Below are 24302 nucleotides of genomic sequence, written 5' to 3'. Positions count from 1 at the left end.
ATTTTGTATTATAGTAATCCTGCAGAACCTGTTCGTGACACTTGCGTCACAGGATATATTTTTAAATCATCCAATAGATTTTCTATTGTTTGATGGGTTCCAATTGCTTGAATATAAATATAATCTTCTAAATCTTTTAAAATGGTTAATTGACCTTCATAAGGCTTAATGATTTTTTCGAACGTTTGATAATCGTCAGGATGTCCTAACTTGATTAAAATAAGTTCTCTATTAAATAGGTTGTTTTCTGTAATATCTAGGGCAGAGATTACATTTACTTGCTTTTCTAACTGCTTAATAATTGTTTCTGTACTACTTTCATCTGAAACATCCACAATAAATGTAATATTTGTGATGCCCTCTGTTTCAGTAGGCGTTGCAGAAAGAGAAACAATGTTGTATTGTCTCCTTACAAAAATACTTGTAAGTCGGTTGAGTGTACCCGCTCTGTCGAGTACTTGAGTCTTAATTGTTCTTTTCATTATTCAACGCCCTCCATTTTGTAGTTTGGTTGTCCACTTGGAACCATTGGAAGTACTGGTTCAGAAGGGGAAATTCTAATTTCGATTAAGGTTGGGCCTTTATGAGCGAATGCTTCATCAAGTGTAGATTCTAATTTATCATTTGAATCGATCATGAACCCTTTAACGCCATAGCTTTCAGAAAGCTTCATAAAGTCAGGCTGTCCAGCAAATACTGAATGAGAAAAACGTTGGCTATAAAATTTATCTTGCCATTGTTTAACCATACCTAAAGCACCATTGTTGATTAATACAATTTTGATATCATTATCAAATTCATTTAAAATGGCCATTTCTTGGTTAGTCATTTGAAAACCACCGTCACCAACAAAGGCAACAACTGTCTTGTCAGGGTGTGCAAACTTGGCACCCATAGCAGCTGGGATACCGAAGCCCATTGTTCCTAAACCACCGCTTGTAATAATTTGACCATGTGTTTTAAATGGATAATATTGTGCAACCCACATTTGATGTTGACCTACGTCAGTTGCAACAAGGGCATCTCCGTTTGTAATCTTTCCGATATACTCAATTGCTTGTTGTGGCTTAATAAAGTCATCAGTTGGTTTGTCATATCTAAATGGATATGTTGCTTTATTAGATAGACAATGTTCATACCATTCATGATGGATAAGCTCATGAGCATCATATTCTAATAGTGCTTCTAATGTTTGTTTTGCATCAGCAATAATACCTAAATCTGTAGGAATGATTTTGTTAATTTCACATGGATCGATATCTACATGAATAACTTTAGCGTCTTTTGCGAATTCATCTGGGTTACTTGCTAGACGATCATCAAAACGGCTACCAAAGTTAATTAACAAATCACATTCTGTTAATGCCATGTTACTTGCATATGATCCATGCATACCGCCCATACCTAAGAATAATGGGTCAGAGTAGGGGATAGAACCTAATCCTAGCAAAGTGTTTACAACAGGAATTTTGTATTTATTAGCAAATGCTGTAAGTTCCTTTGAAGCCTCAGCATGGTTAACACCAGCACCAGCAAGTATAATTGGCTTCTTTGCTAAACGAATCATTTGGATAACTTGTTCAATCTCTTTATCTTCTGGCGTTAAGTTAATATGATATCCAGGTAAATTAAGCTCTCTTGGAGAAACTTCAACTGTTTCTAGAACACCGATATCTTTTGGAAAATCGATTACAACTGGACCTTTACGACCAGTTGAAGCAATATGAAATGCTTCATCAATAATCTTTGGAATATCTTTTACATCTGTAATTTGATAATTATGCTTTGTAATAGGTGTTGTCATAGAGAGTAAATCCGCTTCTTGGAAAGCATCTTTACCAATACCTGGTCTGTGAACTTGTCCTGTAAGTACAACTAGTGGAATTGAATCACTCATAGCATCAGCTATTCCAGTAATTGTATTAGTTGCGCCAGGTCCACTTGTAACGACTACAACACCAGGTTTACCTGTAACTCTTGCATATCCTTCAGCTGCGTGAACTGCACCTTGCTCGTGTCTCGTAAGAATATGAGGCACTTTACCTTCATAAAAGGCATCATATAAAGGTAAGACAGCACCGCCAGGATATCCAAAGATGTAATCGACTTCTTGATCAATAAAGGATTGGACAAGTAATTCTGCCCCTGTGTAAGTTATTGTCTTTTCTTTAGTTGCTTCATCTGGTTCTTTGTATGATTTAGTAGTTAGTGCCATGCAAATCACTCCTTAAATTAGTTCGTCCGGTACTTTCAAGATGCCTCCTGTATTTGCACTTGTTACAAGGGCAGTGTATCTTGCAAGATAACCAGTCTTAACTTTAGCTTTAAATGGTTCAATGTTTTGTTTTCTAGCATGTAATTCTGCTTCAGAAACATTTACATCTAATGTACGATTCGTTAAATCAATGATAATTTCATCACCGTCTTGGATGAGTCCGATAGGTCCACCCGCGGCAGCTTCTGGTGAAATATGTCCGACAGCGATACCTCTTGTTGCACCTGAGAATCGACCATCTGTTATTAATGCAACATCTTTACCTAAACCTCTACCGACGATAGATGAAGTAGGTGCTAACATTTCCGGCATTCCAGGTCCACCTTTAGGGCCTTCATAACGAATGACAACAACGTGACCTTCTCTAACAGTGTGGTTATCAATTGCTTCAACCGCTTCATCATGTGAACTAAAGCAAATCGCTTTACCAACAAATTTCTTGATTGATGGATCAACACCACCAACTTTAATAGCAGCACCATCTGGCGCGATATTTCCAAATAACATTGATAAGCCACCAGTTTCAGAGAATGGATTATCTCTTGTATGGATAACTTCTGTATTTTTAATTTCACGATGTTCGTTATTTTCTCTTAATGTTTTGCCTGTGACTGTAATACGGTCAGGATGTAAAACATTATCGAGTTTGAGTAATTCACCGATGATAGCTGGTACACCGCCTGCTTCATGTACATCATGCATTGAGTATGAAGAACTTGGTGCAATTTTAGATAAGTAAGGTGTACGTTTAGCTATTTCATTTACTCTATTTAAGTCATAATCGATACCAGCTTCATTTGCTAAAGCTAAAGTATGAAGTACTGTATTTGTAGAACCACCCATTGCCATATCTAAAGCAAATGCGTCATCAATTGCATCTTTAGTAATGATGTCTTTAGGTTTAATGTCTTTTTTAACTAAGTCCATTAGTTTAAAGGCTGCTTCTCTAATTAATTCTCTTCTTTCTTCTCCTACAGCAATAGCTGTTCCGTTATAAGGTAATGCTAATCCTAATACTTCCATTAAGCAGTTCATTGAATTTGCTGTAAACATGCCTGCACATGAACCACAAGTAGGGCATGCGTTCTTTTCCATATCTAAGAATTCTTCTTTCGTCATTGAACCACCTTTAAATGATCCAACTGCTTCAAACATCGAAGATAAAGTTAATGCTTTACCAGTTGCAGATAAACCAGCTTTCATTGGTCCACCTGAACAGAAGATTGCAGGTACGTTTGTTCTAACAGATGCTAGTAACATACCTGGTGTAATCTTGTCACAGTTTGGCATGTAGAATACGCCGTCAAACCAGTGTGCGTTAATAACAGTTTCAGCTGCGTCAGCAATAACTTCTCTACTTGGTAATGAGTAGCGCATCCCGATGTGACCCATTGCTATACCATCGTCAACACCGATTGTATTGAATTCAAATGGAATACCACCTGCTTCTCTAATCGCTTCTTTTGCGATATCTGCCAATTCCCTTAAATGAACATGTCCTGGGACAATATCAATGTAAGAATTGCAAATCGCAATAAATGGTTTGTTCATATCCGTTGGGCTCTTGATTTGTCCTGTTGCATGTAATAGGCTTCTTGCAGGTGCTTGGTGATCACCTTTTTTGATCATGTCACTTCTCATAATTACACTCCTCTAGAAAAATAAAAAAGCAACGTCCCAATAAATATGGGACGTTGCTTCGAGTCCCATTCAAGTAGAAATAGGACTTAAACCATACAGTAAATTGAAGCTTACTGTTGTTCGAGTCCTTCTGAGCGTAATAAAATCACTAATATGCTGTATTCGATTGTCGGTTTATTTGCCGTCATTGTGAAATTCATTACAACTCGTCCTTTCTTCTCAAATGTGAACCATATTTTTAGTTAAGATTTTTGAATAGTTAAAAAATTTATGTACTAAATTTAACGCATATCAGAATACATGTCAACAGAAGATTTAGATTTTTCTAAAAATTTAGATAATGAAAGCGCTTTACTGATAAATGAACCATTCATTACCCAATTAAATAAATATTTGTTATAATAGTTCAGTTAGTTTAAGTAAAGAAAAGGTAGGTGCCAAATTAGTGATTATTCAAGTTGACTCATTAGAAAAAACGCAGCAAATTGCTGAAAAATTAGCTCAAGTTGTAACTGAAAATGATATTATTTTGTTGAATGGAGATTTAGGAGCGGGTAAAACCACTTTTAGCCAATATTTCGGAAAGGCTTTAGGCGTTAAAAGAAACATTAATTCACCTACCTTTAATATAATAAAGTCCTACAAAGGGAGATTGCCTTTTCATCATATGGATTGTTATAGATTAGAAGATAGTGATGAAGATTTAGGATTTGATGAATACTTTAATGATAATGGTGTTACGATTATTGAATGGAGTGAATTCATTCAAGAATATTTACCAAAAGAGCGTTTAGAAATCAACATTAAGTATATAGACGCAGATAAAAGGGTGTTTGAAATTATTTCTAAAGGTGAACATTATAAACAGATAAAGGAAGTGCTAAATGATGACAACATTACTAATTGATACTTCTAATCAACCTTTAGCAGTAGCACTTGTTAAAGAGGGAAATGTATTAATCAATTATCAGTCCAATATAAAGAAGAATCATTCATTACAATTAATGCCCGTTATTGAATCGTTAATGGATGAAGCGCAAATAACACCTCAATCATTATCAGATATAGTCGTTGCCAATGGACCAGGTTCGTATACGGGGTTAAGAATTGGTATTACAACTGCAAAAACAATGGCATATACTTTGGATATTCCTTTATATGAAGTTTCATCTTTAAAAGCATTAGCGGCAACATATAACAACGAAAATGATCTTATAGTACCTTTATTTGATGCTAGAAGAGACCATGTATTTGCTGGTGTTTATCAATATAAGGATGATAAATTAGAAACAATCAAAGAAGATAGTTATATTTCTATTGAAGCATTGAATCAATTTTTAAATTCACAAAATCATCCATATATATTTATTGGTCACGATGTATTAAAGTTACAAGATAAGTTAGAAGGTAGAAGTCTTTCAAAATTACCTGATGCTTCAATAATGTATAACATTAAGGAACAACCGGTGTTAAATGTTCATGAACTAAAACCAAGATATCTAAAATTATCAGAGGCGGAACAAAATTGGAAAAACAATCAAACGAAGCATTAGAAATTAGAAAAATGTCAATTGAAGATGTCCCTCAAGTATACGAAATAGAAAATCATAGTTTTACACAAAGTTCATGGTCTATTGACGCATTTTATCATGAGTTAGAGAAAAATGAATTTGCGCATTATTTTGTTGTATCTTTAGGTGAAGAAATCATTGCATATTGCGGATTGTGGTTAGTTATTGATCAAGCACAAATTACGACAATATCTGTTGCCGAGCAATATAGAGGTAATGGAATAGGACAAATGTTATTAGAATATGCGATGACTTTTGCAAGTGCAACTTGTACAACGATGAGCTTAGAAGTAAGAGTGGATAATGAAGCGGCGAGACATGTTTATGAGAAAGCTGGCTTTACGTATGGTGGCGTTAGGAAAAATTATTATGGCGATGGAGAGGATGCTAAAGTGATGTGGGTGAGTCTAAAAAATGTCTGAATCAATTATATTAAGTATAGAAACAAGCTGTGATGAAACAGCAGCAAGTGTTATAAAAAACGGCAATGAAATTATCAGTAATGAAGTTGTTACACAAATGATGACACATAAAAAATTTGGCGGTGTAGTACCAGAAGTAGCGAGTCGTCAACATGTTGAAGTGATGACAACAGTGATTGATGAAGCTTTAAAAAATGCAAATATGCAAATGGATGACATTGATGCAATAGCCGTAACAGAAGGTCCAGGATTAATTGGTGCTTTACTTGTCGGTGTTGCAAGTGCTAAAGCTTTAGCATTTAGTCATCAAAAGCCACTTATTCCAGTTCATCATATTGCAGGGCATATTTATGCTAATCATCTCGTTAAACCATTAGAATTTCCTTTAATTGCATTAATTGTTTCAGGTGGACATACAGAACTGATTTATATGAAAAATCATTTAGATTTTGAAGTTATAGGTGAAACGCGCGATGATGCAGTCGGTGAAGCATATGACAAAGTTGCTAGAACAATAGGTTTACCATATCCAGGAGGTCCTGAAGTTGATAGACTTGCACAAATCGGTCAAGATACTTTGAATTTTCCGAGAGTTTGGTTAGAAAAAGACAGCTATGATTTCAGTTTCAGTGGTTTGAAAAGCGCAGTTATTAATACATTGCATAATAAAAAGCAAAAAAATGAAGAAATCATTAAAGAAGATGTTGCGACTAGTTTCCAAAATAGTGTTGTTGAAGTACTTGTTGGCAAAACAATGGCTGCAGTTAAAGACTATGATGTTCAACATTTAATTGTGGCTGGTGGTGTAGCTGCGAATAAAGGTTTACGTCATGCACTAGAACAAGAATCAAATAAATTAGGAATAGATCTTAGTATTCCACCATTAAATTTATGTACAGATAATGCTGCTATGATAGGGTCAGTAGCTCATTTCTTATATGAAAATAACCGCTTTTCAAATATGAAATTAAACGGTAAAAGTTCTCTAGATATTGAAGCATTTTAATATACAATAATTTGTAATATTACACTATAGACGTTATACTCAATATGATATAAAAAGATTGAGGAGGCGTTGTAAAGTGGAAGTTAATACTTATTTTAATTTTAAAAATAGTATTGAAGCATTAAAGTTCTACGAAGAAAAATTAGGTGCAACGGATATTATGAGAGTTCCGGGTAACCATGAGATGTTTAAAGATGCACCTGATGAATTTAAATTGCCCGAATCTTTTACAATGAACGCGAGCTTTAACTTATTAGGGAAGACATTTTTATGTAGTGACACTTGGCAAAATAAAGATATTAATAACGAAGGCGCTCAAGCATGTTTTCAGTTTAATTATAACGATGAGCAGGATAGAGAAGCTGTCATCGAATTGTTTAAGAAAGCAGAAGAAGCGGGTTGTAAAATTGATATGCCTTTAAACGAGGTAGAGTGGTCACCACTCTTTGGTTCATTCCAAGATCCATTTGGTGTAACTTGGATGGTAAATGCATATACAGAATAATATAAGAGGACGTTCAAAATTTTGAACGTCCTCTTTATTTGCGTGCATATTTGCCTTCGCTATTCGTATAGTCAGTATAATCTTTTATACGTTGATCATATTCTTCTTTAGTTATAATTTTATGTTTCAATAGTTCCTTAGCTTTCGTTGTATAATTTTCAATGTTAGATTGTTTCATAAATCATCATCCCTTCTGTAGCATACACAAGACCAATTAATCAATGAAATTTAACTCTAAGCACATCATTAACTTCAAAATAAAAGTAGAATTTATAACTAAAGTCTATAAACAAGAAAATTGGTTACATAAATTATAAGTCTTAATTGATATTAAATCTAGCCTAATTGATAAATATATTAATATTTTAGTCATTTCAACATTTAGAATTTAAAATATTTACACAAAATACATGAAGGTCACGTATTCATCATAAAGTCAATACAGAACATTTGTACTTGTGCACAAAGTCAAGCATGTTCGCCCAAACCCCTTGGTATCAAAGGGATTGAGCGTTAAATGGAATGACTTCCGACACTTCTTCCGACAGTATTTTTGAAAAAGCATCTGAAACGTCACGTTTGGCACTATCAATGATATGGCCATAAGTGGACTCAATCATCTTAGGTGTATTGCCTAAACGTTCAGCAACATAGAATATAGACTGATTACCTTTTAATAATAATGTAGCATGAGAATGCCTAAAAGCATGTGCATGGATTTTTATATTTAAATCCTCAGACATCTGATTGAATGCTTGATAAATGATTGTTCTAGAAATAGGCTTTAATCCATAATTACCAACAAAAATTGCTGAATGGATATCGATAGGGGCATTACGATAAAAAGATTTATTCTCGATGTATTTTTGATATTCTTTCAACATTTTTATCAATTCAGGATCTACGTGAATAGTTCTTTTTGAACGTTTCGTTTTTGTTTTTGTAAAATTGTCATGGTCATTTCTAGATTCTCTAATACTGATTGTATTATTTTTGAAATCAATATCTGTCCATCTCAAAGCTTGTAATTCACCGATTCTCATACCAGTATAGGTGAGTGTATAAACAATAGTTTTATAAACAGGTTCCATACTATCTGCATAATTTAATATACTTTTTAAGGTGTTCTGATCATAAAATATTGGTTGAACATCTTCTTCTTTGAAATGCATTTTTCCAGATATTTTATTTCGTTTTAATTTTTCGTTATCTACCATGAAGTCCAGAATCGCTATAAAGGTACAATAGATATTATATGTTGTTCTATAATTAACTTTCTCTTGAAGTGGATTGATTAGACTAGTTTGTACTTCATAGGGTGTTAACCTTGATAAATAGGTTTTACCTACTAAAGGGATGATATGATTATTAATATAGTTTTTGTTATTTCTTAGTGTTGAATTTGCCCAACTAGGACTTTTAAATTCAAAATACATTTCAGCAGCATGCTTAACTGTAATTTTGTCAGCTTCTATAACTGAATAATCTTGTTCTTCAATATCTGTTTTTAACAACAACACTTCTCTATATGCAGCTTTTTCAGTTAAGAATCCACTTTTTTGTTTCTCTTTTCGTTTACCATCCAAATAGTATTTGAGCCTATAGCAATAACGTTTATCACCATTTGTGGTCTTATAACTATATACATTTTCATATTTTTTCGACTTAATATATTTCATAGAAACTACCTCCAGTTAAGTTTGGAGACTTGGGGAGGTCGTTAAGTCTTAGGTTATCACCGCCTTTCAATGTATAAAACTACATTTATTTTTATAAGTAAAAATCACCTGTTATATGATTTATGTATAACTTTTACTTATGAACAAATAATTAATCTGTTATTTGTTCTTATGTTATAATAGGGTAAAAAGTAGGTGATTGTATTGGAAATTATCTTGTTATTATCAAGTTCAGGTGTAGCCGGACTTCTAACTTATATTTATTTAGATTATTTGTCATTTTTTGATACAGAAAAAAATGAAATAAAGAAAATGATTTCTATTATGTTTTCGCTTGTTAACGTATCTATTTTCTTTCTAGTTCAAAATTGTATAAACGTACTCGAATGGGGAACATTAACTAAATATCTGGTTACCATATTATTAGCAATATTTATAATTATATTATTAAATATCTATGTTTATCCTAAAATGTTTAAGATGTTTAGGAAATATATGAATAAGCAAAGAATAGCTGAAGGCTATGCACCTTTTGTTAAGTCATCTGCAATAGATAGTATTTTACAAAAAAATGCTAAGTTTTATATAGAGCGGTATAATAACATAAAAGATGATCCTATTTATCAAGGAATATTGAATAAGCATGAATTAACAGAAAATCTTGATTCAATATTCATTATTGAACCGACTCCTAAATTAAAAGATAAATCGCATATATCTATTTCTTATATTTATCAACCAAACAATTCTGATTATTATTTTAAAATTTATCAAATTAACGATTAATCTTTGTTTTTATAATCATCACCAAATAAAGATTCCATTGTGGATTCTGAAGGACGTTGAAAATCAGAAGTTCTATTTCTATAATTTTTTCTTACATTGTCATTGTTTCTTTTTTCTCCATTACTTGGACCACTACCTAAATGACCAGGCTTTTTGTTATTACTATTTTGGTTATTATTTCCTTTACGCACACATAACACCACCTTTCAACGTCTAACATAGTTAGACGTTTTTATTTTCGTCTTTCATCATTTTGTCATAATCAGATGCAACCATCTCTAACCATTTATTTGTTTCTTTTTTATTTTTATGGCCAGGATTGATTAATTTCAATTGATGACCAGCATCAGTCAAAATATAAATGTGTGTATCTGTAAATTTTAATATTTTCATTGATATCCCCCTTATAAGAAAACCTCACGAAGTGTGAGGTAGTTAGTTGATTTCGTAATAAATAATATGTCCTTCGATTTGATAATCTTTTATTATTCTATTTGAATATCCAATTGCTTTCTCTTTTTTTATTAAGTCATAAAATTTCAATTCTAATTCTGTTGGTTCTTCTTCTTTAATTACATCTTCTTTGCGTGCAACTCTAATTGGTTTATTTTCAAAAACAAAAGAACCGGATTGAGTTTTTTTAGATTTATTCACTCCAACATATATAGACAGCAACAAGTTATACCCATAATAAGCATCGTTTTGGTATTCGTTATTAACCTCATCTATTAAAAAGACGTGCTTTTTAGTATATATTTTTTTGATCATTTTTTAACCTCATTTATAAAATTTAATAATTCTGCTTCAGTTACCAATTGTATCTGCTTACCTTCATTTATTAGCTTTCTAGCTTTTCTTTGTTTTGAAACTAAACCATTTTCATCCATATATTTTTCGTCTTGAACGCCTTCGACTAATATATGTGTTGTAGCAGAGACTGTACTTCTGACATTCGCGCCATTTTTTCTAACAAGAACCATTAATTCTGATTTTGATATCTCAAAATCACCGGTAAATACAATGTTTTTATTTGCTAATAGCGAATTATTATTTTCAGGATTGATTTTGTTAATATCAGACACCTTTATATTGGTTGAATTAAAAGTAAAGTTAGAAAATGATTTTTGTATATTAGTTAAACTACTAAAACGAATATATTGTTTCTTCATACCTTGAATTAATTCTAATATACTTCGAGTCCCTTGTGATTCAGCTAGTTTTATTAAAATAGTAGACAAAGCATGTACATCATATTTTGCTGAATGTAAATTTTTCTTGTCTATATCATATAAGTCACATAAACTATCCATACTTACCGAAGTTTTACCATGAAAATATTTAAAAATATTCACGCTATCAATATAAATAAAATTTTGTGGTTGTATCCCGCAAGTTTCTAAAGTTGAATTTAAAACAGAAATATCGAAATTCGCATTATGAGCTATAACAATTTGAGAATCTGCTATTAAACTCCGGATTTTTGGATATATAATTTCAAAGGTAGGCGATTCGAAAATAACTTCTTTTGATATTTTGTGTATTTTAGCATTTGATAAACTATATTCATCATTTGGCGGATGTATATACGACGAGTAAATTTCTATAATCTCAAAATCTTTAATCAATGAAATAGCAATTTCACAAGGGCTATTTGTGTTTTTATTCATTGTTTCAAAATCTAAAACTGCAACATCATACTTTTTCATTCTACACTTCCTCCATTCGTTTTAATTTTTATTAATTGCTATAAATTATTTTGTTGCGACTTTAAAAACTTCACATATTCCAATACTTTTTGCATTTCATCTTCGTCTAGGTCACTTACTTCACCATCAAGATGTGCTGCGATCGTAGTTGGTTGATAAGTAGCTTCTTTCTTCTGTTCGGTTATAGAAGATTTAGGAACATTAAAATACTGGGCTAACATTTCTATTTTATCAATTCTAGGATATTTAGTTTCTTGTATCCAATTAGATATAGTTGACTGACTTACGCCTAATTCCTCAGATAATTCTTTTTGAGTCACATTTTTTCTATTCATAAGACTTTGTAGATTTTCTGATAAAATTTTTCTAGCGCTTTTATATTCCATAGTTTTTGCTCCTTTAATATTACTTAATGTAATATTAATTTACCACATATCAATTTACTTTACAAGAAGAAATATCACTTTTAGGAAATTCTAATTACTTTAAGTGTTGACATATTACTTTAAGTCATAGTAGTATTGAGTTACCGAAAGCGAGGTGAACAAAAATGCCACAGACTTTTACTATAAAAACATGGCGTATTAATGCCAAAATGACACAACAAGATGTTGCTGATCGATTAGGTGTTAGTAAACCAACAGTCATCAAGTGGGAACGTGAAGATGCGGTACTAAAGAATTTAGAAGTATATGCACTTGCATACTTATTTGGTGTTAGTGTGGACAATATTCAAGTTAAAATTTTATGACCAATATCACTTTAAGTGATAATATAAGGAGGAAACAGGATGAACGAATTACAAATTTTCAATTTTGACTCAAATGAAGTGAGAACAGTAGTTGTAAATGAAGAACCATATTTTGTAGGTAAAGATGTAGCCAAAATCTTAGGTTACAAAAGAACGGCGGATGCAATAAAACAACATGTATATTCAGAAGATAAAGGGGTCGGTAAAATACAGACACCTGGTGGATTACAAAAAACAACACTTATAAACGAATCAGGTTTATACAGTTTAATCTTTTCATCAAAGTTAGATTCAGCTAAACGATTTAAACGTTGGGTAACATCTGAAGTATTACCAGCAATACGCAGGCATGGGATATATGCAACAGATAGTGTGATTGAACAAACAATACAAAACCCAGATTACATTATTCATGTATTGACAGAATTTAAGAAAGAAAAAGAACAACGTATGCTGCTACAACAACAAATAGGTGAGTTGAAGCCAAAAGCAGATTATTATGATCAAATCTTAAAGAGTAAAAAGCTTATAACTGTAAATGCTATTGCTAAAGATTATGGCATGACAGCACAAGCACTAAACAAAGTTTTACATGAATTAAAAGTTCAATTTAAGCAGTCTGGACAGTGGTTATTATATGCGAAATATCACAATAAAGGATACACGCATTCAGAACCGCATAAGTATATAAGGAAAGATGGTACAGAGGATTTTAGTTTGCATACAAAATGGACGCAAAAGGGTCGTATCTTTTTATATAACTTGTTAAAAGAAAACGGTATTTTACCAATGATTGAAAAGAAAGTTGAAGTATAAGGAGGAAACACAATGAATGAATTAAAGCTTAATTTGGAAGAAAGTGCAGTAGAACGTAAGATTTATCAATTAATTCACGAATACGGATTATCATATGAGCAATTTAAAAAAGTATTTTTGTTGGTTGATAGACGTATAGTACATCACATTCAAAACACCGAGATATCAAAAGAAAAAAGACCTCTTGATTTAACAAGAGGTCATGAAGGTTAGTTATTTAGCTCTAGGTCAAGATTAGAATCAACATAGCCCAAAACTGGATGTAGCTTTTCTTTAAATTGATCGAAGTTAATCAAAGTATGTTGATGTGAATGATTGTCTCGAACACAATCTAGCGCCTCTTCATAGACTTCTGTAAAAGCTTTTACAACTTGAGTAAATTCGTAACGATATAAGTCTTCCTTACTTCTAACATAAGATTCTAAAGTTACAAAGTAAGAATTAGCTTTTGATAAATAATGAAGTGCCAATAATTCATTGTCATTATCAACAATTTGTTCAATGGCTTCCTTTGTATCGTAATATCCAGCAACCACTAACTTTCTTAAATATTCTTTTTCTTCTGAGAAATCAAATATGCTCATGGTAAACACCTCCCTTCACATAGGGATAACTAAATTATACCAAAAGAAAAATAAAAGAGGATGTGATCTTTCATGCCGAAAGGAGACTGGCTAGTTGATGCAGAAGAAATTAAAGAACGAATGTGCATTGGAGAGAAATTCTTTAGAAATCACATCGTGAAAGATAGTCGGATGAAAGCAATTGAGATTAAAAAAACAAACAGAAAATCCTGGTGGCCATCTGACAAAGCAAAAGATATATGTATACAAATAATGTACGAGTATGATGCTTAAACAAATTGGAGACTTGGGGAGCATACTCGGATAGGAGAGGAAAACAAATGAATATAGCATGGAACATCATGAAGTACCCAGCTTTAACGTTAGCAATAGTAATTGAATTTTTTATTATATCGTCGTTTAGTACAACACCTATTGAGCATTCGTTTCTATTTTGGATAGTGACGGTAGCAGGATTTGAAATGGCTGATCAAATATTTTTAGAACAGGAGGAAATGTAATTGTCATATTTTAAAACAGGATCACAAATTATTAGAACTGAGTATCACTATGGATTCAAATTTTTGCATCGTTATGAGGTCATTAACGAAGAAATCATATTAGTTAGAGTTTTTAGTTTAAATCATGAAGAAGTATATGCAACAGAAATATATATTGAGGATTCTGTTGAAGCTGCTTTTGAAGAATTGAATGATTCAATTTTAAGTTGGATTGACGACAACACAAGCGAAGTAGACGCACTAATGGTCGAAATACTAAAGGGCAGTAACAAACCCTATGATTTTAAAATTAAGGCACGATATTAAAAAAAGCCTAATCCAACGGCAATTGGAAAAGGCACAATTTCAAATAAAAATACACGTACAGAATAACACGGAGGAGGACATTAAGCAATGCAATTAAAATTAAACAAATTAGTAATGGAGAATTTTGCAGGCTTTGAAAATCAAACTTTTGAATTTAATGGCCAAGATGCAGATATTTTTGGCCAAAATGGTACAGGCAAAACAACAACGGCTACAGCATTACAATGGTTGCTATTTGATAAAGGATTAGATGGTTCAACAAAATCATTTAACCCAGTACCAGAAAATGAAAAAGGCGAAGAACAGTATGAGTTAATCCCCACAGTTATAGCTGAATTTGAAATTGATGGTGGATTACTAACACTTAAGAAGGAATCACACCCTAAGTATTCAACGAACCAGAAAACAAATCGTAAAGAATACAACCGAAGTAGAACGAAGTATCAATATATAAATGATGAAAAAGTAAAAGTTACTGATTTTAAAAATAGGGTTGCTGAGATTATAGATGAAGATGTGTTCAAGCTCATTACAAATCCTGGTGCTTTCAATCAATTAGATTGGAAAGTACGTCGTAATTTACTATTCGAAATTGCAGATGACATAACAGATGATGATGTCATTGCTAGTGATTCAGAACTAGAAGGATTGAATGAATTACTTACTGATCATGATATTGAAACTAAAAAGAAAATTGTTGGAGATAAGATTAAACAAATCAATCAACAAATTAAAGATATCCCAACACGTATCAATGAAGCATCACATTCATTGGTTGAAGTAGAAGAATTGAACAAATCTGATTACAAGCAGCTAGAAGATAACATTCAAACACTTGTTAATAAGAGATACGAGTTGCAGAACGGAAGTGCAGAAATTGAGTTACGTAATCAAGTAAAAGATAAACAAGCAGAATTAGAACGAATCAAAAGAGACCACTCATCTACTACTGAATCAAGAATTCATTCACTTATGAATGAGTTTAAAGCAGAAGAAAGTACTATTTTGAATTACAAATCAAAAATTAAGAATAATCAAACTCAGATTCATTATGAAGAAGGTAGAAGAAAAGAACTTTTAGCAGAACATAAAAGATTAAAGTCTGATTTAGAAATGGCCAAAAATCACAAGTTTGAATATGTAGATGAAAAAGTTTGTTCATGTTGTGGCCAAGAGTTGCCAACAGAAAAAGTGGAAGAGGCAAGAGAAAATGCACTCAAAAAGTTTAACAAAGAAAAGTCGCTTCAACTTGAGGTTATTACAGGGTCTATGGAAAGAGTATTGGCAGACGGTAAAAAGATTAAACCAATCATTGATGCACTAGACGAAGAAAATAATAAACATCAAAAATTAATTGATGAAGCTGCAGAGAAGTCTAAAAGAATCAAAAGTAAAATTGATAGCCTGAAATCACAAATCACAGATGTTACACAATCAAGCGAATATCAAGAAGTTCAAAGAGATATTGATGAACTCAATAAAAAACGTATGAATATTCAAGAAGAAGTAGATGATCAACTTGATGAATTAGATTCACAACTAAATGAATTAAGAGCAGAAAAAGAACATTTGGATAAATTGAAGTCGATAGCTGCATCTAATGAGAATATCGAAAAACGAATTCAAGAATTAAGAAATAAAGAAGATGAGTTATTAGACGAGAAAGAAGTTTATTCTGGTCAACTTTACAAACTAAATAAATTTACGATTACTAAAATCAATAAATTAACCGATAACATTAATCAAAAATTCAAGTATGTAAAATTCAAATTATTCTATACACAAGTTGACGGAGAAGTTAAAGAAACGTGTGAAACAACTGTGAATGGTATTGAGTACCACAGGGGATTAAATAGCGCTAAAAAGCTTAATGCAGGACTAGACATCATTAATACGTTGTGTGATCACTACAAAATTAACGCGCCAATCTTTATTGACAATGCTGAATCAGTAATTGATATCTTACCAACAAAATCACAACAAATCAGATTAGTTGTAAGCAAAGAAGATGAAGCATTGAGAATGGAGGCAACTAAATGAAATATGAACTAGGTGATTATGTACAGATTAGTAAACGTTGGAAGAAGACAAATAACCATCCATTTAAATCTGAAGTGGATGTTGACGGTTATCAAGAAGTAATTATTAGAAAGAAAATTGATTGTAATGCGTCTGGATTCATCGCTGGATTCAGATATGGATTAAAACAAATAGCCACTTTTGAACTTAATGAAAATGACTTTATTAACGAAATGGTTGAAATAGAATCAAGTTCAATTGATGTCTACCTGGTAGCAACACGAATGAATTGTCTATATGAAGTGAGTAAAGAAGATATCCAATTAATTAAAGACGTTTCTGAGATTTATTGAAACAGTATAAAAAACAAACACTCTTAACCATATTATTAGCTACTGACTAAGAGTGTTATACCAAGTGCTATTCATCCACTAGTATAGCTTTAAAAAGTTCTTGGATAAGCAAACGTGTTGTAACGTCCCTAGCTTTCATCTGAGTCATGATTCGCAGCTCATTATCAGTTAAATTTGGAAAGTTAGAAACAGTACTCTCATAGAGAGTATTAAGGAATTCATCATCATTAAAAACTAAATCATCTACAAAATCAGATTTTGCATCGTATAAATTTTGAAATTGTTCTTCAGTCATGTTGTCACCACACTTTCATATGAAATTAATTTAATTATACACAATAAAAGGAGTTAGTATATATGACAAATAAAAATGAATTATTAGTAAAAAATCAAAAAATGGGAGATAGCGTATTAGCACGTGTTAAAAGTTTAGAAACACAGGGTGATTTAAAGTTTCCAAAAAATTATTCACCCGAAAATGCAATGAAATCAGCAATGTTAACATTACAAGATTTAAAAGGATCTAAGAAAGACGGTTACAAACCAGCATTAGAATTTGCTAATCCAAACAGCATTGCCAATGCGTTAATGGATATGGTCGTGCAAGGGCTAAATCCAGCTAAGAATCAGGGTTATTTCATCATGTACGGAGATAAAGTTCAGTTCCAGCGTTCATATCTAGGTACGATGGCAGTTACAAGACGAGTTACTGGTGCTAAAGAAATAAATGCTGAAGTTATCTTTGAAGGTGATGAAGTTAAATACAAAACAAAGAACGGTAAAATCGTCGATTTAGAACATTCTCAATCATTTGGAAACAGAGATAGTAAAAAAATCATTGGTGCATATGCAACTGTTGTGTTTGAGGATGAAAGTAAAAACTATACAGAGATTATGAGCTTCGAAGAAATTGAAGAAGCATGGAAACAATCTCAAATGGTATATGACGGCAAGTTCAAGGAAGATGGAACGCATAGAAGATTCCCCCAAGAAATGGCCAAAAAGACTGTAATTAATAGAGCATGTAAGAAACTATTAAATAGTTCTGATGACAGTAGTCTTTTATCAAGTGAAATTAAAAATAGAGACAACAGACAACGTAAAGAAATTTTAGATGCTGAAGAAGAAGCAAATGCCAATAAAGAATTATTAGAATTCGAAGAAGTACCACATAAAGAGGCAACAGATGTTACAGATTTTGAAGAAGTTGAAGAGATTAAAGAAGAACCTGCGCAACAAACAACAGAGGATGAAGAACCATTTTAATTGATGTTATAGCAACTGGTTCGAGTGGTAACTGCTATCGTATTTCAGATGGCAGAACCACACTTTTATTAGAAGCAGGAGTGAAGTTTGAAAAGGTGCAAAAAGCTCTTCAATACAGAACGAGAGACATTGCAGGTTGTCTCATCACTCATGAACATGGTGATCACGCTAAATATACAGATCAGTATTTAAAGAACGGAATTAATTGTTACATGACCAAGGGAACAAAGGAAGCAACGGAAATTCAAAGTCACAGACTGTATTCAGTAAAAGCTAAACAGGAAACAAGAATTGGGACATGGTCAATTTTACCTTTTGAAATAGAACATGATGCAGCTGAACCAGTTGGCTTTTTACTAAAAAGTACACAAGGTTATAAAGTCTTGTACTTAACAGATACAAAGTATTGTAAGTATAGTTTTAAAAGTTTAACGCACTTGATGTTAGAAGTGAATTATATCTACGAAAAAATGCAAGATAATGTGCAAAAAGGCTCTATTCATCAAGGATTGGCTAACAGGATAATGGAATCACATTTTAGCTTAGAATATGCATTAAAACTATTAAAGGTGAATGATCTGTCTCAATTACAACAGATTCATCTAATACACCTTAGTAATACCAATTCCGATGCACAATTAATCAAACAGAAGGTACAAGGAGCGAGTGGTGTACCTGTCTATATTGGAGGTTTATAAATGGATAATAATGATTGTAAGTTTATTGGCCGAATAACAAAAGACTTAGAGCTAAAAGAATCAACAAATGGCACAAAGTACTTACTATTTGATATTGCGGTTCAAAGAAGATTTAAAAATAATGAAGATGAATATGAGAGTGATTTTATTAATTGTATTGCCTTTAATAAAACTGCTGAATTTATAAACAACTATGCAAAGAAAGGCTATTTAATAGGTGTTGAAGGTGAGATACAAAATAATAATCATGAACGTCAAGACGGCACGATTAATTATGGTACGCAATTGAAAGTAAATAAAGTGAATTCTCAAATTCTATTTTTGAATAAAGAAAAATCTAGTAACAGTACTAATCAATCAAGTAATGCTCAAAGTGGTCAAAGAAATAAAACGAATCAAGGTTCGTATCAACCAAATGGCAGTAACCCATTTTCAAATGCCGATGGACCGATAGATATCAACGACGATGATTTGCCATTTTAATTTAACCAGTTTTGAAAGTGAGGTGTGGAGTTATGACTGGTTGGATTAGTTTGCATAGATCAATTGAAAACCATTGGACTTTTAAGGAAAATAGAAAGTTTTCTAAATTTGAAGCTTGGATTGATATTTTGCTAATGGTCAATCATAAAGATAAAAAAATTGTGTTAGGTAATGAGTTGGTCTTTGTTAAACGAGGTCAAAAAATAACCAGCATTAGAAAACTTTGTGAGCGTTGGTCTTGGTCAAATAATAAAGTTAAAAACTTTTTAAAATTATTAGAAGAAGACGGAATGTTGATTGCAAAAAGCGACGCAAAGAAGACACTCCTAACCGTTGTCAATTATGACATCTACCAACATGAAGATTTAGAAAAGCGACGCAAAAGCGACGCGAATGCATCGCAAGTGCATCAGGTAAGCGACGCAAATGCATCGCAAACGCACACAAACAATAATGATAATAAGGAGAATAATGAAAATAATGATAATAAGGAGAATAAGAAGTCGTCGAACGTCTTCGACTTTTATCAAGATTCAGGATTCGGAATTATTAATCAATACACTGCACAAGACATCACTTACTATCTTGAAAGCTTTGAGAATGATTCAGACGAAATAGTGACAGCTGCACTTAAACTAGCGCTTGATAGAAATAAAGTGAACTGGGGATATGCTAAAGCGATTTTAAAAGATTGGTTAAACTCTAATCTTAAATCAATCAAGGATGTACGAGCATATGAACAACAAAAGTTGGCCAACTTTAAAAGTAAAAGTGGCCAGAATAATAATAACCAATCAAAAGAGAAAACACCTGAATGGTTATTAAAGCAAAAACAAAAAAATCAAGATAATCAAAACGAAGTAAATAAAAACTCATCAGACTTTGAAGCAATGAAAAAGCAAATGGAAAAAGAAATAATGGAATGGAGTGAAGAATTTGGGCGTACTACTTAAAGGTAAAACTATAGGAGAAGTATTTGATTTACTACAAGAATTAAAATCAGTTAAAGCTGTTGCTGAAGAAATTGGTGTAACACCTGGAGCAGTTTATAGTTTTAGATCAGAACATCATAAAGCATTTAAAAAATTAAAAGAAGAGTCGGAAGTTAAAGAAAATGAAAATAAAACAACTAATACTAAATTAACTACAAAAACTATAGAACCAGAGAAGATAGTAAATGATCAACAAAATGATGAGTCAACAACAAAGGTTGCTATTGCTAGAAAAATGGTTTTAGAGAAAGAAAATAAGTCACTTAATAAAAAAATAAATCAGCTAACATCTGAAAAGAATCAATTACATGGTCGTATTAATTTGCTTGAAGACGAAATTAAAGTGATTAGTGATGAAAAGACGGAACTGAGAAATGAGTATGAAAAGCTGTCACGTGATTATCAGAAGATTAACGAAGACAAAGTGTCATACAAAAAGCAGTTAGAGGAATTAGTTAAGGAATCTAATAACATTTTGTCAGAAGCTAAGAAATATCGTGAGGCAAACAAAGAATATCAAAACAAATTAGCTCTGCTTAGTGAAAGACATACAGAACAATCAGAAGTTGATATTGAACGAATACAACATGAATTAGCATTTTATAAGGATCATGCGTTGCTATATTACCAGAAAGTAATTGAAGTATCATGACGGTTCATTCATTTACAATACTGTTCAAAAAAAACGTAAAACATCTAGATAAACCAATGGCATCCCCTAGACCGAGATTTAGGAATGTAGGTAAGTTTATTCAAACTTACATGCCTACTAATTATACGAAACACAAACAATTTATAAAAGAACAAATGCCGGAACTAAATATTGATGATGCAATCAAGCTGACTTTATTGTTTGAATTCCCAATGAATAAGTCATGGTCTAAATCATTAATAAAAAGAATGATACATGCATTTAAAAAGAATAAACCAGACATTGATAATTTGGTTAAAACATTTATGGATGCAGCAAATGAAAAGATATGGACTGATGATGCACTAGTCGTTGAATTACATTGTGCTAAAAGATACGCAGAAGTACCAAAAATAAAAGTTAAAGTGGAGGAATTATAATGAGAAACATTCAATTTGCAGATGAATTAATTAAAAAAACGTTTGGTGAAAGTGAACAAGACGGAGTGGTAAGAAAACAATTTAACGCTACTGATAAACATGTGACTTGGTCAATAGAGTTTTTCGCATACGAAGCAACAATTGTATGTACAGCAAGTAAAGCAGGTACTAAATTTAAAGTTTCTGGAGATAATGTTCCAAATGGTTTTATTACTCAACAATATCAAAGAGTTGAGTACATTAGACAAGAACTATTTAAAGATGAAGTAGAAAATCCAGATCAATTAACATTAGAAGATGTTGATAACGAAGAAGAACAAGAGCAAACAGAAAATGAAACATTATTTGATGGCGGAGAAGAGAAAGTTGAAGAATTATCAAACGAAGAAATCCAATAAAACAAAGGGTGGCGCTAGTCAACCTGATAATTTAGAACGTGTACAAGAAGTATTGAATAGGAAGTGAACGATCATCAAAAAATTCAAGTATTGCAATGATAACGAAATGGATCAAGTAGTTAAACGTTATAAAAACGGTGGCAACAATAACAACATCTATGTTTGTCTATTTGATACTGGACAGGTAGAAACTATTGAAGTATTTAGAGATGATATCGGCTTTTCAGTGTTTGATTCAGAAAAAGAAATGCATGAGTACTTTGGAACTACTGTAAAGCCATATGTTAAAGATTTACTCGAAGGGAAACAATTGAATTTATTTCAGGAGGGTTAAAACATGCCAAAAATAAAAATTGAAAAAGAAATGATTTTACCAGAGTTATTAAGCTGGGCGATTGAAAACAAAGAACAAGCAAAATATAGAGACTTTAGAAGTGAAAGCATGCGTGTAAGATTTAATGGAAGTGGTCTTCCACAAATTATATTTGATAAACAGTTTTTACCGATTTATGAAACATTTAATGTGAGGACTAAAGAAGAAATCACAGAGGATACGCAAATACCTAACTTACGTCATTTAACAAAGTATGGCTTTACTAAAGCGACACATACTAGGTCAATTAAAGAAGCTAAAGCCGATAATTCAGTAGCTTTCTATATACTCGATGACGACTTAACTATGATACTTATTTGGACTAAAGAAAAAGGTTTGGTGAAGTGAATGAAACAATATATTGAGTTCAGAGATTATGAAGATGACCGAATGAATAGGGAACGTACAGCAGTTGAAAGTCTAAATGAATTTAAAATGGAATTTCCAAGTGCAAAAGTCGTTGGATATAATACACAAGTTTATTTTAATGCAAATAATAAAGAACGTACTTTTATTTTAGTCGAATATGAGGTGGATTAATTTATGAAATCCTACAAAAAGAAACAAATCATTAAACATGCACTTATCTACTACATGAATAGAGAAGGTGCTAGTAAAGCAGATTTATATACGGAAAAACTGGTATTACGAGATATTGAACGAGATATTGTATTGATGAAAGATGAATATGATATCCCGATGACTGATAGAGACAAACAAATTTGGGAGGAATTACAGCTATGAAATTCTACCTAATCACACTAACAATATCGCTCATAGCACTATACTCATTTATCAAACGATCATATAAGTATGCGAGTGTGCAAGATAGTATAGACGTCGAAAGTTACGCAAGTGATATGTCAGCACCAATCGATTATGAAGACACACAAGCATACAAAGATAACGAGCCGTGGTTTTCAGGAATGGGGCGTTGCTAATGTTAATCGCAGCGACATTATTTTTAGTAATTGTATTAGCACTTATATTAATGGCAGTAATGGAGGGATAAGGAATGCCGTCAGTAGAAGAACAAATGAACCACATAAGAAACAAAGATGAACTTATTAAATGGCTGATCAATGAATATTTTATTTTATCTAACAAAGCATATGGTCAAAACTTTGAGGATGTAATAGAAAAAGAAATAAATGTTATTAAGTCTAAAGCTGGAACATTAATGACATCCTGTGATTCAACATATGACTATGAATATACGAATAAGCAAGTATTGCATAGTTATTATAATTATTCAGGTGAAAAAGCTGGTATTGAGGAACTTTATGAAGTGTACAAAAAAGCAAGGAAATTCAATAAAATTCATAATGCAATCAATGCACATTGGATAGAATATCCAGAAGATTGGATGCCTGAAGTTTATATGATAGTTAACGATAATAAGGAGGAATCTTGATGCTAAACAAAAACATTAGAAATATGATATTTGAATTAACTTTAGAAGATTTTAAGAAGCAAATACAAACTGATGAGAATAGATTAGGTTTCTGCCGAATGAAATTAATATTTGATGAAATGGTAAATGCCGGTTTTACAGAGGAACAAGCATTTAAGTTTATTATCCTACATATGAAATCGGAGGAAGATAATAATGGAACTCAATAAGTATCAAGAGATAGCATTAAGAACACATAACGTTGAACAGAACATGAGTGAGGCTTTAACTAATTATACTTTAGGTTTAACAGGTGAAGCGGGGGAAGTTGCAGATAATATTAAGAAGCATATTTTCCATGGCCATGATTTAAACAAAGATGAAATCGTAAAAGAATTAGGTGATGTACTTTGGTATGTATCATCATTAGCAAGTATGTGTAATGTGACGCTAGATGAAGTTGCAGGGCATAACCTAAACAAATTAGGTAATAGATATCCAAATGGATTTAGTCCTTTAAATAGTATCAACAGAGTTGAAAGTTTTAAGATAGGCGACAAAGTTTTGTTTGGCGGTAAAGAATACAACGTTGATAGCATTGTAGGTAACACATTATTGATAAGTAATGATTTAGATGATCAGCAGGTTAATGTATATGATGTAAAGAAAATGTAATTGGTTTTTTCTTAATAAAGGTGGTGAGATGTA

Annotated in this window: 41 protein-coding genes; 29 read left to right on the top strand and 12 right to left on the bottom strand. The window is 32.0% G+C overall.

Features of this window, described 5'->3' with window-relative positions; translation table 11 throughout:
- Positions 1–8: 8 nt before the first annotated feature.
- From ilvN to ilvD, 3 genes are read right to left on the bottom strand one after another with little or no spacing between them, the layout of a single operon-like run.
- The gene (ilvN, locus tag LQ617_RS13215) at positions 9–482 is read right to left on the bottom strand and encodes an acetolactate synthase small subunit (protein WP_196307918.1); all 474 of its coding nucleotides are present in this window, start codon (positions 480–482) and stop codon (positions 9–11) included.
- On the bottom strand, positions 482–2215 hold the full coding sequence (gene ilvB / locus LQ617_RS13210; RefSeq protein ID WP_239740563.1) for a biosynthetic-type acetolactate synthase large subunit: 1734 nt from the start codon (positions 2213–2215) through the stop codon (positions 482–484). Before ilvB ends, ilvN begins: the two co-directional genes overlap by 1 nt.
- A 12-nt stretch (positions 2216–2227) precedes the next feature.
- On the bottom strand, positions 2228–3916 hold the full coding sequence (gene ilvD / locus LQ617_RS13205) for a dihydroxy-acid dehydratase (RefSeq protein WP_025905050.1): 1689 nt from the start codon (positions 3914–3916) through the stop codon (positions 2228–2230).
- A 448-nt stretch (positions 3917–4364) separates the two neighbouring features.
- Between ilvD and tsaE the strand changes: the two genes are divergently transcribed.
- From tsaE to LQ617_RS13180, 5 genes are all read left to right on the top strand, one after another.
- Entirely contained in the window at positions 4365–4823 is a 459-nt protein-coding gene (gene tsaE / locus LQ617_RS13200) for a tRNA (adenosine(37)-N6)-threonylcarbamoyltransferase complex ATPase subunit type 1 TsaE (RefSeq protein WP_025905051.1), read from the top strand.
- A complete protein-coding gene (tsaB, locus tag LQ617_RS13195; RefSeq protein WP_206167231.1) occupies positions 4804–5469 on the top strand; it encodes a tRNA (adenosine(37)-N6)-threonylcarbamoyltransferase complex dimerization subunit type 1 TsaB in 666 nt (221 codons plus the stop codon). Before tsaE ends, tsaB begins: the two co-directional genes overlap by 20 nt.
- Positions 5442–5909 carry a ribosomal protein S18-alanine N-acetyltransferase gene (rimI, locus tag LQ617_RS13190; RefSeq protein ID WP_037589608.1) on the top strand — a complete coding sequence of 156 codons (468 nt, stop codon included), beginning with the start codon at positions 5442–5444 and terminating at the stop codon, positions 5907–5909. The genes tsaB and rimI overlap by 28 nt, the downstream gene beginning before the upstream one ends.
- Positions 5902–6915: a tRNA (adenosine(37)-N6)-threonylcarbamoyltransferase complex transferase subunit TsaD gene (gene tsaD / locus LQ617_RS13185; protein ID WP_025905054.1), complete on the top strand. Its 1014-nt coding sequence runs from the start codon at positions 5902–5904 to the stop codon at positions 6913–6915. Before rimI ends, tsaD begins: the two co-directional genes overlap by 8 nt.
- Before the next feature lie 76 nt (positions 6916–6991).
- On the top strand, positions 6992–7420 hold the full coding sequence (locus tag LQ617_RS13180) for a VOC family protein (protein WP_037589607.1): 429 nt from the start codon (positions 6992–6994) through the stop codon (positions 7418–7420).
- Between the two features lie 34 nt (positions 7421–7454).
- On the opposite strand, the gene LQ617_RS13175 is transcribed toward LQ617_RS13180, so the two are convergent.
- Both LQ617_RS13175 and LQ617_RS13170 read right to left on the bottom strand, forming a co-directional pair.
- Positions 7455–7598, bottom strand: a complete 144-nt coding sequence (locus LQ617_RS13175; protein ID WP_164961626.1) for a hypothetical protein — start codon at positions 7596–7598, stop codon at positions 7455–7457.
- A gap of 319 nt (positions 7599–7917) precedes the next feature.
- Entirely contained in the window at positions 7918–9099 is a 1182-nt protein-coding gene (locus LQ617_RS13170) for a tyrosine-type recombinase/integrase (protein WP_239740562.1), read from the bottom strand.
- A 204-nt stretch (positions 9100–9303) separates the two neighbouring features.
- Here LQ617_RS13170 and LQ617_RS13165 point away from each other — a divergent pair, with 204 nt between their 5' ends.
- Positions 9304–9885 (top strand): hypothetical protein, encoded by a 582-nt coding sequence (locus LQ617_RS13165; protein WP_239722863.1) that lies wholly within the window; start codon positions 9304–9306, stop codon positions 9883–9885.
- Here LQ617_RS13165 and LQ617_RS13160 read toward each other — a convergent pair.
- From LQ617_RS13160 to LQ617_RS13140, 5 genes are read right to left on the bottom strand one after another with little or no spacing between them, the layout of a single operon-like run.
- Positions 9882–10076 carry a hypothetical protein gene (locus tag LQ617_RS13160; protein WP_239705735.1) on the bottom strand — a complete coding sequence of 65 codons (195 nt, stop codon included), beginning with the start codon at positions 10074–10076 and terminating at the stop codon, positions 9882–9884. The two genes, LQ617_RS13165 and LQ617_RS13160, sit on opposite strands and share 4 nt — an antisense overlap.
- Before the next feature lie 31 nt (positions 10077–10107).
- Positions 10108–10278 carry a hypothetical protein gene (locus LQ617_RS13155; RefSeq protein ID WP_239740561.1) on the bottom strand — a complete coding sequence of 57 codons (171 nt, stop codon included), beginning with the start codon at positions 10276–10278 and terminating at the stop codon, positions 10108–10110.
- Positions 10279–10320: 42 nt separating this feature from the next.
- The gene (locus tag LQ617_RS13150; RefSeq protein WP_204178616.1) at positions 10321–10653 is read right to left on the bottom strand and encodes a hypothetical protein; all 333 of its coding nucleotides are present in this window, start codon (positions 10651–10653) and stop codon (positions 10321–10323) included.
- Positions 10650–11591 (bottom strand): exonuclease domain-containing protein, encoded by a 942-nt coding sequence (locus LQ617_RS13145; protein WP_204178617.1) that lies wholly within the window; start codon positions 11589–11591, stop codon positions 10650–10652. Before LQ617_RS13145 ends, LQ617_RS13150 begins: the two co-directional genes overlap by 4 nt.
- A gap of 38 nt (positions 11592–11629) precedes the next feature.
- Positions 11630–11977, bottom strand: coding sequence for a helix-turn-helix domain-containing protein (locus LQ617_RS13140; protein WP_239740560.1), 348 nt, complete (start codon positions 11975–11977; stop codon positions 11630–11632).
- A 164-nt stretch (positions 11978–12141) separates the two neighbouring features.
- Here LQ617_RS13140 and LQ617_RS13135 point away from each other — a divergent pair, with 164 nt between their 5' ends.
- The 3 genes from LQ617_RS13135 to LQ617_RS13125 are packed head-to-tail and all read left to right on the top strand — an operon-like array spanning position 12142 to position 13371.
- The gene (locus tag LQ617_RS13135) at positions 12142–12342 is read left to right on the top strand and encodes a helix-turn-helix transcriptional regulator (RefSeq protein ID WP_103322270.1); all 201 of its coding nucleotides are present in this window, start codon (positions 12142–12144) and stop codon (positions 12340–12342) included.
- Between the two features lie 39 nt (positions 12343–12381).
- The gene (locus tag LQ617_RS13130; protein WP_239740559.1) at positions 12382–13158 is read left to right on the top strand and encodes a phage antirepressor; all 777 of its coding nucleotides are present in this window, start codon (positions 12382–12384) and stop codon (positions 13156–13158) included.
- 12 nt (positions 13159–13170) lie between these two features.
- Positions 13171–13371, top strand: a complete 201-nt coding sequence (locus LQ617_RS13125; protein WP_239705741.1) for a hypothetical protein — start codon at positions 13171–13173, stop codon at positions 13369–13371.
- Here the strand turns inward: LQ617_RS13125 and LQ617_RS13120 are convergent.
- A complete protein-coding gene (locus LQ617_RS13120) occupies positions 13368–13742 on the bottom strand; it encodes a hypothetical protein (protein ID WP_239705742.1) in 375 nt (124 codons plus the stop codon). The two genes, LQ617_RS13125 and LQ617_RS13120, sit on opposite strands and share 4 nt — an antisense overlap.
- Before the next feature lie 72 nt (positions 13743–13814).
- Here LQ617_RS13120 and LQ617_RS13115 point away from each other — a divergent pair, with 72 nt between their 5' ends.
- The 5 genes from LQ617_RS13115 (at position 13815) to LQ617_RS13095 (ending at position 16920) form a co-directional block, all read left to right on the top strand.
- Complete coding sequence (locus tag LQ617_RS13115) at positions 13815–14015, top strand: hypothetical protein (protein ID WP_070369236.1); 201 nt, start codon at positions 13815–13817, stop codon at positions 14013–14015.
- A gap of 47 nt (positions 14016–14062) precedes the next feature.
- Complete coding sequence (locus LQ617_RS13110) at positions 14063–14242, top strand: hypothetical protein (protein ID WP_239705743.1); 180 nt, start codon at positions 14063–14065, stop codon at positions 14240–14242.
- On the top strand, positions 14243–14548 hold the full coding sequence (locus tag LQ617_RS13105) for a DUF1108 family protein (protein WP_239705744.1): 306 nt from the start codon (positions 14243–14245) through the stop codon (positions 14546–14548).
- A gap of 87 nt (positions 14549–14635) precedes the next feature.
- The gene (locus LQ617_RS13100; protein WP_239740558.1) at positions 14636–16588 is read left to right on the top strand and encodes an AAA family ATPase; all 1953 of its coding nucleotides are present in this window, start codon (positions 14636–14638) and stop codon (positions 16586–16588) included.
- Positions 16585–16920, top strand: coding sequence for a hypothetical protein (locus LQ617_RS13095; RefSeq protein ID WP_239740557.1), 336 nt, complete (start codon positions 16585–16587; stop codon positions 16918–16920). The genes LQ617_RS13100 and LQ617_RS13095 overlap by 4 nt, the downstream gene beginning before the upstream one ends.
- Before the next feature lie 67 nt (positions 16921–16987).
- Here LQ617_RS13095 and LQ617_RS13090 read toward each other — a convergent pair whose 3' ends face one another.
- Entirely contained in the window at positions 16988–17215 is a 228-nt protein-coding gene (locus tag LQ617_RS13090; protein ID WP_239705747.1) for a hypothetical protein, read from the bottom strand.
- A 62-nt stretch (positions 17216–17277) separates the two neighbouring features.
- Between LQ617_RS13090 and LQ617_RS13085 the strand changes: the two genes are divergently transcribed.
- From LQ617_RS13085 to LQ617_RS13015, 15 genes are all read left to right on the top strand, one after another.
- Entirely contained in the window at positions 17278–18186 is a 909-nt protein-coding gene (locus LQ617_RS13085; RefSeq protein ID WP_239738588.1) for a recombinase RecT, read from the top strand.
- A gap of 95 nt (positions 18187–18281) precedes the next feature.
- The gene (locus tag LQ617_RS13080) at positions 18282–18884 is read left to right on the top strand and encodes an MBL fold metallo-hydrolase (RefSeq protein WP_239740556.1); all 603 of its coding nucleotides are present in this window, start codon (positions 18282–18284) and stop codon (positions 18882–18884) included.
- Positions 18885–19367, top strand: a complete 483-nt coding sequence (ssb, locus tag LQ617_RS13075) for a single-stranded DNA-binding protein (protein WP_239740555.1) — start codon at positions 18885–18887, stop codon at positions 19365–19367. It begins immediately after the preceding gene.
- 32 nt (positions 19368–19399) lie between these two features.
- Positions 19400–20320, top strand: a complete 921-nt coding sequence (locus LQ617_RS13070; RefSeq protein WP_239740554.1) for a DnaD domain-containing protein — start codon at positions 19400–19402, stop codon at positions 20318–20320.
- Complete coding sequence (locus tag LQ617_RS13065; RefSeq protein WP_239740553.1) at positions 20295–21011, top strand: hypothetical protein; 717 nt, start codon at positions 20295–20297, stop codon at positions 21009–21011. Before LQ617_RS13070 ends, LQ617_RS13065 begins: the two co-directional genes overlap by 26 nt.
- Positions 21008–21430, top strand: coding sequence for a RusA family crossover junction endodeoxyribonuclease (locus LQ617_RS13060; protein ID WP_239740552.1), 423 nt, complete (start codon positions 21008–21010; stop codon positions 21428–21430). The genes LQ617_RS13065 and LQ617_RS13060 overlap by 4 nt, the downstream gene beginning before the upstream one ends.
- Positions 21430–21828, top strand: coding sequence for a hypothetical protein (locus tag LQ617_RS13055; protein ID WP_239740551.1), 399 nt, complete (start codon positions 21430–21432; stop codon positions 21826–21828). Before LQ617_RS13060 ends, LQ617_RS13055 begins: the two co-directional genes overlap by 1 nt.
- A 106-nt stretch (positions 21829–21934) precedes the next feature.
- Positions 21935–22162, top strand: coding sequence for a hypothetical protein (locus LQ617_RS13050; protein WP_239740550.1), 228 nt, complete (start codon positions 21935–21937; stop codon positions 22160–22162).
- 3 nt (positions 22163–22165) lie between these two features.
- Positions 22166–22549, top strand: a complete 384-nt coding sequence (locus LQ617_RS13045) for a hypothetical protein (protein ID WP_239740549.1) — start codon at positions 22166–22168, stop codon at positions 22547–22549.
- The gene (locus LQ617_RS13040) at positions 22550–22741 is read left to right on the top strand and encodes a hypothetical protein (protein WP_239740548.1); all 192 of its coding nucleotides are present in this window, start codon (positions 22550–22552) and stop codon (positions 22739–22741) included. It begins immediately after the preceding gene.
- A gap of 3 nt (positions 22742–22744) precedes the next feature.
- Positions 22745–22945 carry a hypothetical protein gene (locus LQ617_RS13035; RefSeq protein WP_239740547.1) on the top strand — a complete coding sequence of 67 codons (201 nt, stop codon included), beginning with the start codon at positions 22745–22747 and terminating at the stop codon, positions 22943–22945.
- Positions 22942–23142 carry a hypothetical protein gene (locus LQ617_RS13030; protein ID WP_239740546.1) on the top strand — a complete coding sequence of 67 codons (201 nt, stop codon included), beginning with the start codon at positions 22942–22944 and terminating at the stop codon, positions 23140–23142. The genes LQ617_RS13035 and LQ617_RS13030 overlap by 4 nt, the downstream gene beginning before the upstream one ends.
- Positions 23143–23216: 74 nt before the next feature.
- Positions 23217–23615 carry a hypothetical protein gene (locus LQ617_RS13025; protein ID WP_239740545.1) on the top strand — a complete coding sequence of 133 codons (399 nt, stop codon included), beginning with the start codon at positions 23217–23219 and terminating at the stop codon, positions 23613–23615.
- Complete coding sequence (locus tag LQ617_RS13020) at positions 23615–23824, top strand: hypothetical protein (RefSeq protein ID WP_239740544.1); 210 nt, start codon at positions 23615–23617, stop codon at positions 23822–23824. The genes LQ617_RS13025 and LQ617_RS13020 overlap by 1 nt, the downstream gene beginning before the upstream one ends.
- Positions 23811–24269, top strand: a complete 459-nt coding sequence (locus LQ617_RS13015; protein WP_239740543.1) for a nucleoside triphosphate pyrophosphohydrolase family protein — start codon at positions 23811–23813, stop codon at positions 24267–24269. The genes LQ617_RS13020 and LQ617_RS13015 overlap by 14 nt, the downstream gene beginning before the upstream one ends.
- Positions 24270–24302 lie beyond the last annotated feature (33 nt).

The organism is Mammaliicoccus sp. P-M59 (genome assembly GCF_022386135.1).
Taxonomy (GTDB): Bacteria; Bacillota; Bacilli; order Staphylococcales; family Staphylococcaceae; genus Mammaliicoccus; species Mammaliicoccus sciuri_A.
Note: the sequence above shows the minus strand (reverse complement) of the source record. Positions and strands in the feature narration are given on the sequence as shown.

Excerpts from the sequence above, each read along its gene's own strand:
- ilvN (WP_196307918.1), bottom strand. The coding sequence starts at position 482 with ATGAAAAGAACAATTAAGACTCAAGTACTCGACAGAGCGGGTACACTC.
- ilvB (WP_239740563.1), bottom strand. The coding sequence starts at position 2,215 with ATGGCACTAACTACTAAATCATACAAAGAACCAGATGAAGCAACTAAA.
- ilvD (WP_025905050.1), bottom strand. The coding sequence starts at position 3,916 with ATGAGAAGTGACATGATCAAAAAAGGTGATCACCAAGCACCTGCAAGA.
- tsaB (WP_206167231.1), top strand. The coding sequence starts at position 4,804 with ATGACAACATTACTAATTGATACTTCTAATCAACCTTTAGCAGTAGCA.
- tsaD (WP_025905054.1), top strand. The coding sequence starts at position 5,902 with ATGTCTGAATCAATTATATTAAGTATAGAAACAAGCTGTGATGAAACA.
- LQ617_RS13175 (WP_164961626.1), bottom strand. The coding sequence starts at position 7,598 with ATGAAACAATCTAACATTGAAAATTATACAACGAAAGCTAAGGAACTA.
- LQ617_RS13170 (WP_239740562.1), bottom strand. The coding sequence starts at position 9,099 with ATGAAATATATTAAGTCGAAAAAATATGAAAATGTATATAGTTATAAG.
- LQ617_RS13155 (WP_239740561.1), bottom strand. The coding sequence starts at position 10,278 with ATGAAAATATTAAAATTTACAGATACACACATTTATATTTTGACTGAT.
- LQ617_RS13150 (WP_204178616.1), bottom strand. The coding sequence starts at position 10,653 with ATGATCAAAAAAATATATACTAAAAAGCACGTCTTTTTAATAGATGAG.
- LQ617_RS13145 (WP_204178617.1), bottom strand. The coding sequence starts at position 11,591 with ATGAAAAAGTATGATGTTGCAGTTTTAGATTTTGAAACAATGAATAAA.
- LQ617_RS13140 (WP_239740560.1), bottom strand. The coding sequence starts at position 11,977 with ATGGAATATAAAAGCGCTAGAAAAATTTTATCAGAAAATCTACAAAGT.
- LQ617_RS13135 (WP_103322270.1), top strand. The coding sequence starts at position 12,142 with ATGCCACAGACTTTTACTATAAAAACATGGCGTATTAATGCCAAAATG.
- LQ617_RS13130 (WP_239740559.1), top strand. The coding sequence starts at position 12,382 with ATGAACGAATTACAAATTTTCAATTTTGACTCAAATGAAGTGAGAACA.
- LQ617_RS13125 (WP_239705741.1), top strand. The coding sequence starts at position 13,171 with ATGAATGAATTAAAGCTTAATTTGGAAGAAAGTGCAGTAGAACGTAAG.
- LQ617_RS13120 (WP_239705742.1), bottom strand. The coding sequence starts at position 13,742 with ATGAGCATATTTGATTTCTCAGAAGAAAAAGAATATTTAAGAAAGTTA.
- LQ617_RS13115 (WP_070369236.1), top strand. The coding sequence starts at position 13,815 with ATGCCGAAAGGAGACTGGCTAGTTGATGCAGAAGAAATTAAAGAACGA.
- LQ617_RS13110 (WP_239705743.1), top strand. The coding sequence starts at position 14,063 with ATGAATATAGCATGGAACATCATGAAGTACCCAGCTTTAACGTTAGCA.
- LQ617_RS13100 (WP_239740558.1), top strand. The coding sequence starts at position 14,636 with ATGCAATTAAAATTAAACAAATTAGTAATGGAGAATTTTGCAGGCTTT.
- LQ617_RS13095 (WP_239740557.1), top strand. The coding sequence starts at position 16,585 with ATGAAATATGAACTAGGTGATTATGTACAGATTAGTAAACGTTGGAAG.
- LQ617_RS13090 (WP_239705747.1), bottom strand. The coding sequence starts at position 17,215 with ATGACTGAAGAACAATTTCAAAATTTATACGATGCAAAATCTGATTTT.
- LQ617_RS13085 (WP_239738588.1), top strand. The coding sequence starts at position 17,278 with ATGACAAATAAAAATGAATTATTAGTAAAAAATCAAAAAATGGGAGAT.
- ssb (WP_239740555.1), top strand. The coding sequence starts at position 18,885 with ATGGATAATAATGATTGTAAGTTTATTGGCCGAATAACAAAAGACTTA.
- LQ617_RS13070 (WP_239740554.1), top strand. The coding sequence starts at position 19,400 with ATGACTGGTTGGATTAGTTTGCATAGATCAATTGAAAACCATTGGACT.
- LQ617_RS13060 (WP_239740552.1), top strand. The coding sequence starts at position 21,008 with ATGACGGTTCATTCATTTACAATACTGTTCAAAAAAAACGTAAAACAT.
- LQ617_RS13055 (WP_239740551.1), top strand. The coding sequence starts at position 21,430 with ATGAGAAACATTCAATTTGCAGATGAATTAATTAAAAAAACGTTTGGT.
- LQ617_RS13050 (WP_239740550.1), top strand. The coding sequence starts at position 21,935 with ATGGATCAAGTAGTTAAACGTTATAAAAACGGTGGCAACAATAACAAC.
- LQ617_RS13045 (WP_239740549.1), top strand. The coding sequence starts at position 22,166 with ATGCCAAAAATAAAAATTGAAAAAGAAATGATTTTACCAGAGTTATTA.
- LQ617_RS13040 (WP_239740548.1), top strand. The coding sequence starts at position 22,550 with ATGAAACAATATATTGAGTTCAGAGATTATGAAGATGACCGAATGAAT.
- LQ617_RS13035 (WP_239740547.1), top strand. The coding sequence starts at position 22,745 with ATGAAATCCTACAAAAAGAAACAAATCATTAAACATGCACTTATCTAC.
- LQ617_RS13030 (WP_239740546.1), top strand. The coding sequence starts at position 22,942 with ATGAAATTCTACCTAATCACACTAACAATATCGCTCATAGCACTATAC.
- LQ617_RS13025 (WP_239740545.1), top strand. The coding sequence starts at position 23,217 with ATGCCGTCAGTAGAAGAACAAATGAACCACATAAGAAACAAAGATGAA.
- LQ617_RS13020 (WP_239740544.1), top strand. The coding sequence starts at position 23,615 with ATGCTAAACAAAAACATTAGAAATATGATATTTGAATTAACTTTAGAA.
- LQ617_RS13015 (WP_239740543.1), top strand. The coding sequence starts at position 23,811 with ATGGAACTCAATAAGTATCAAGAGATAGCATTAAGAACACATAACGTT.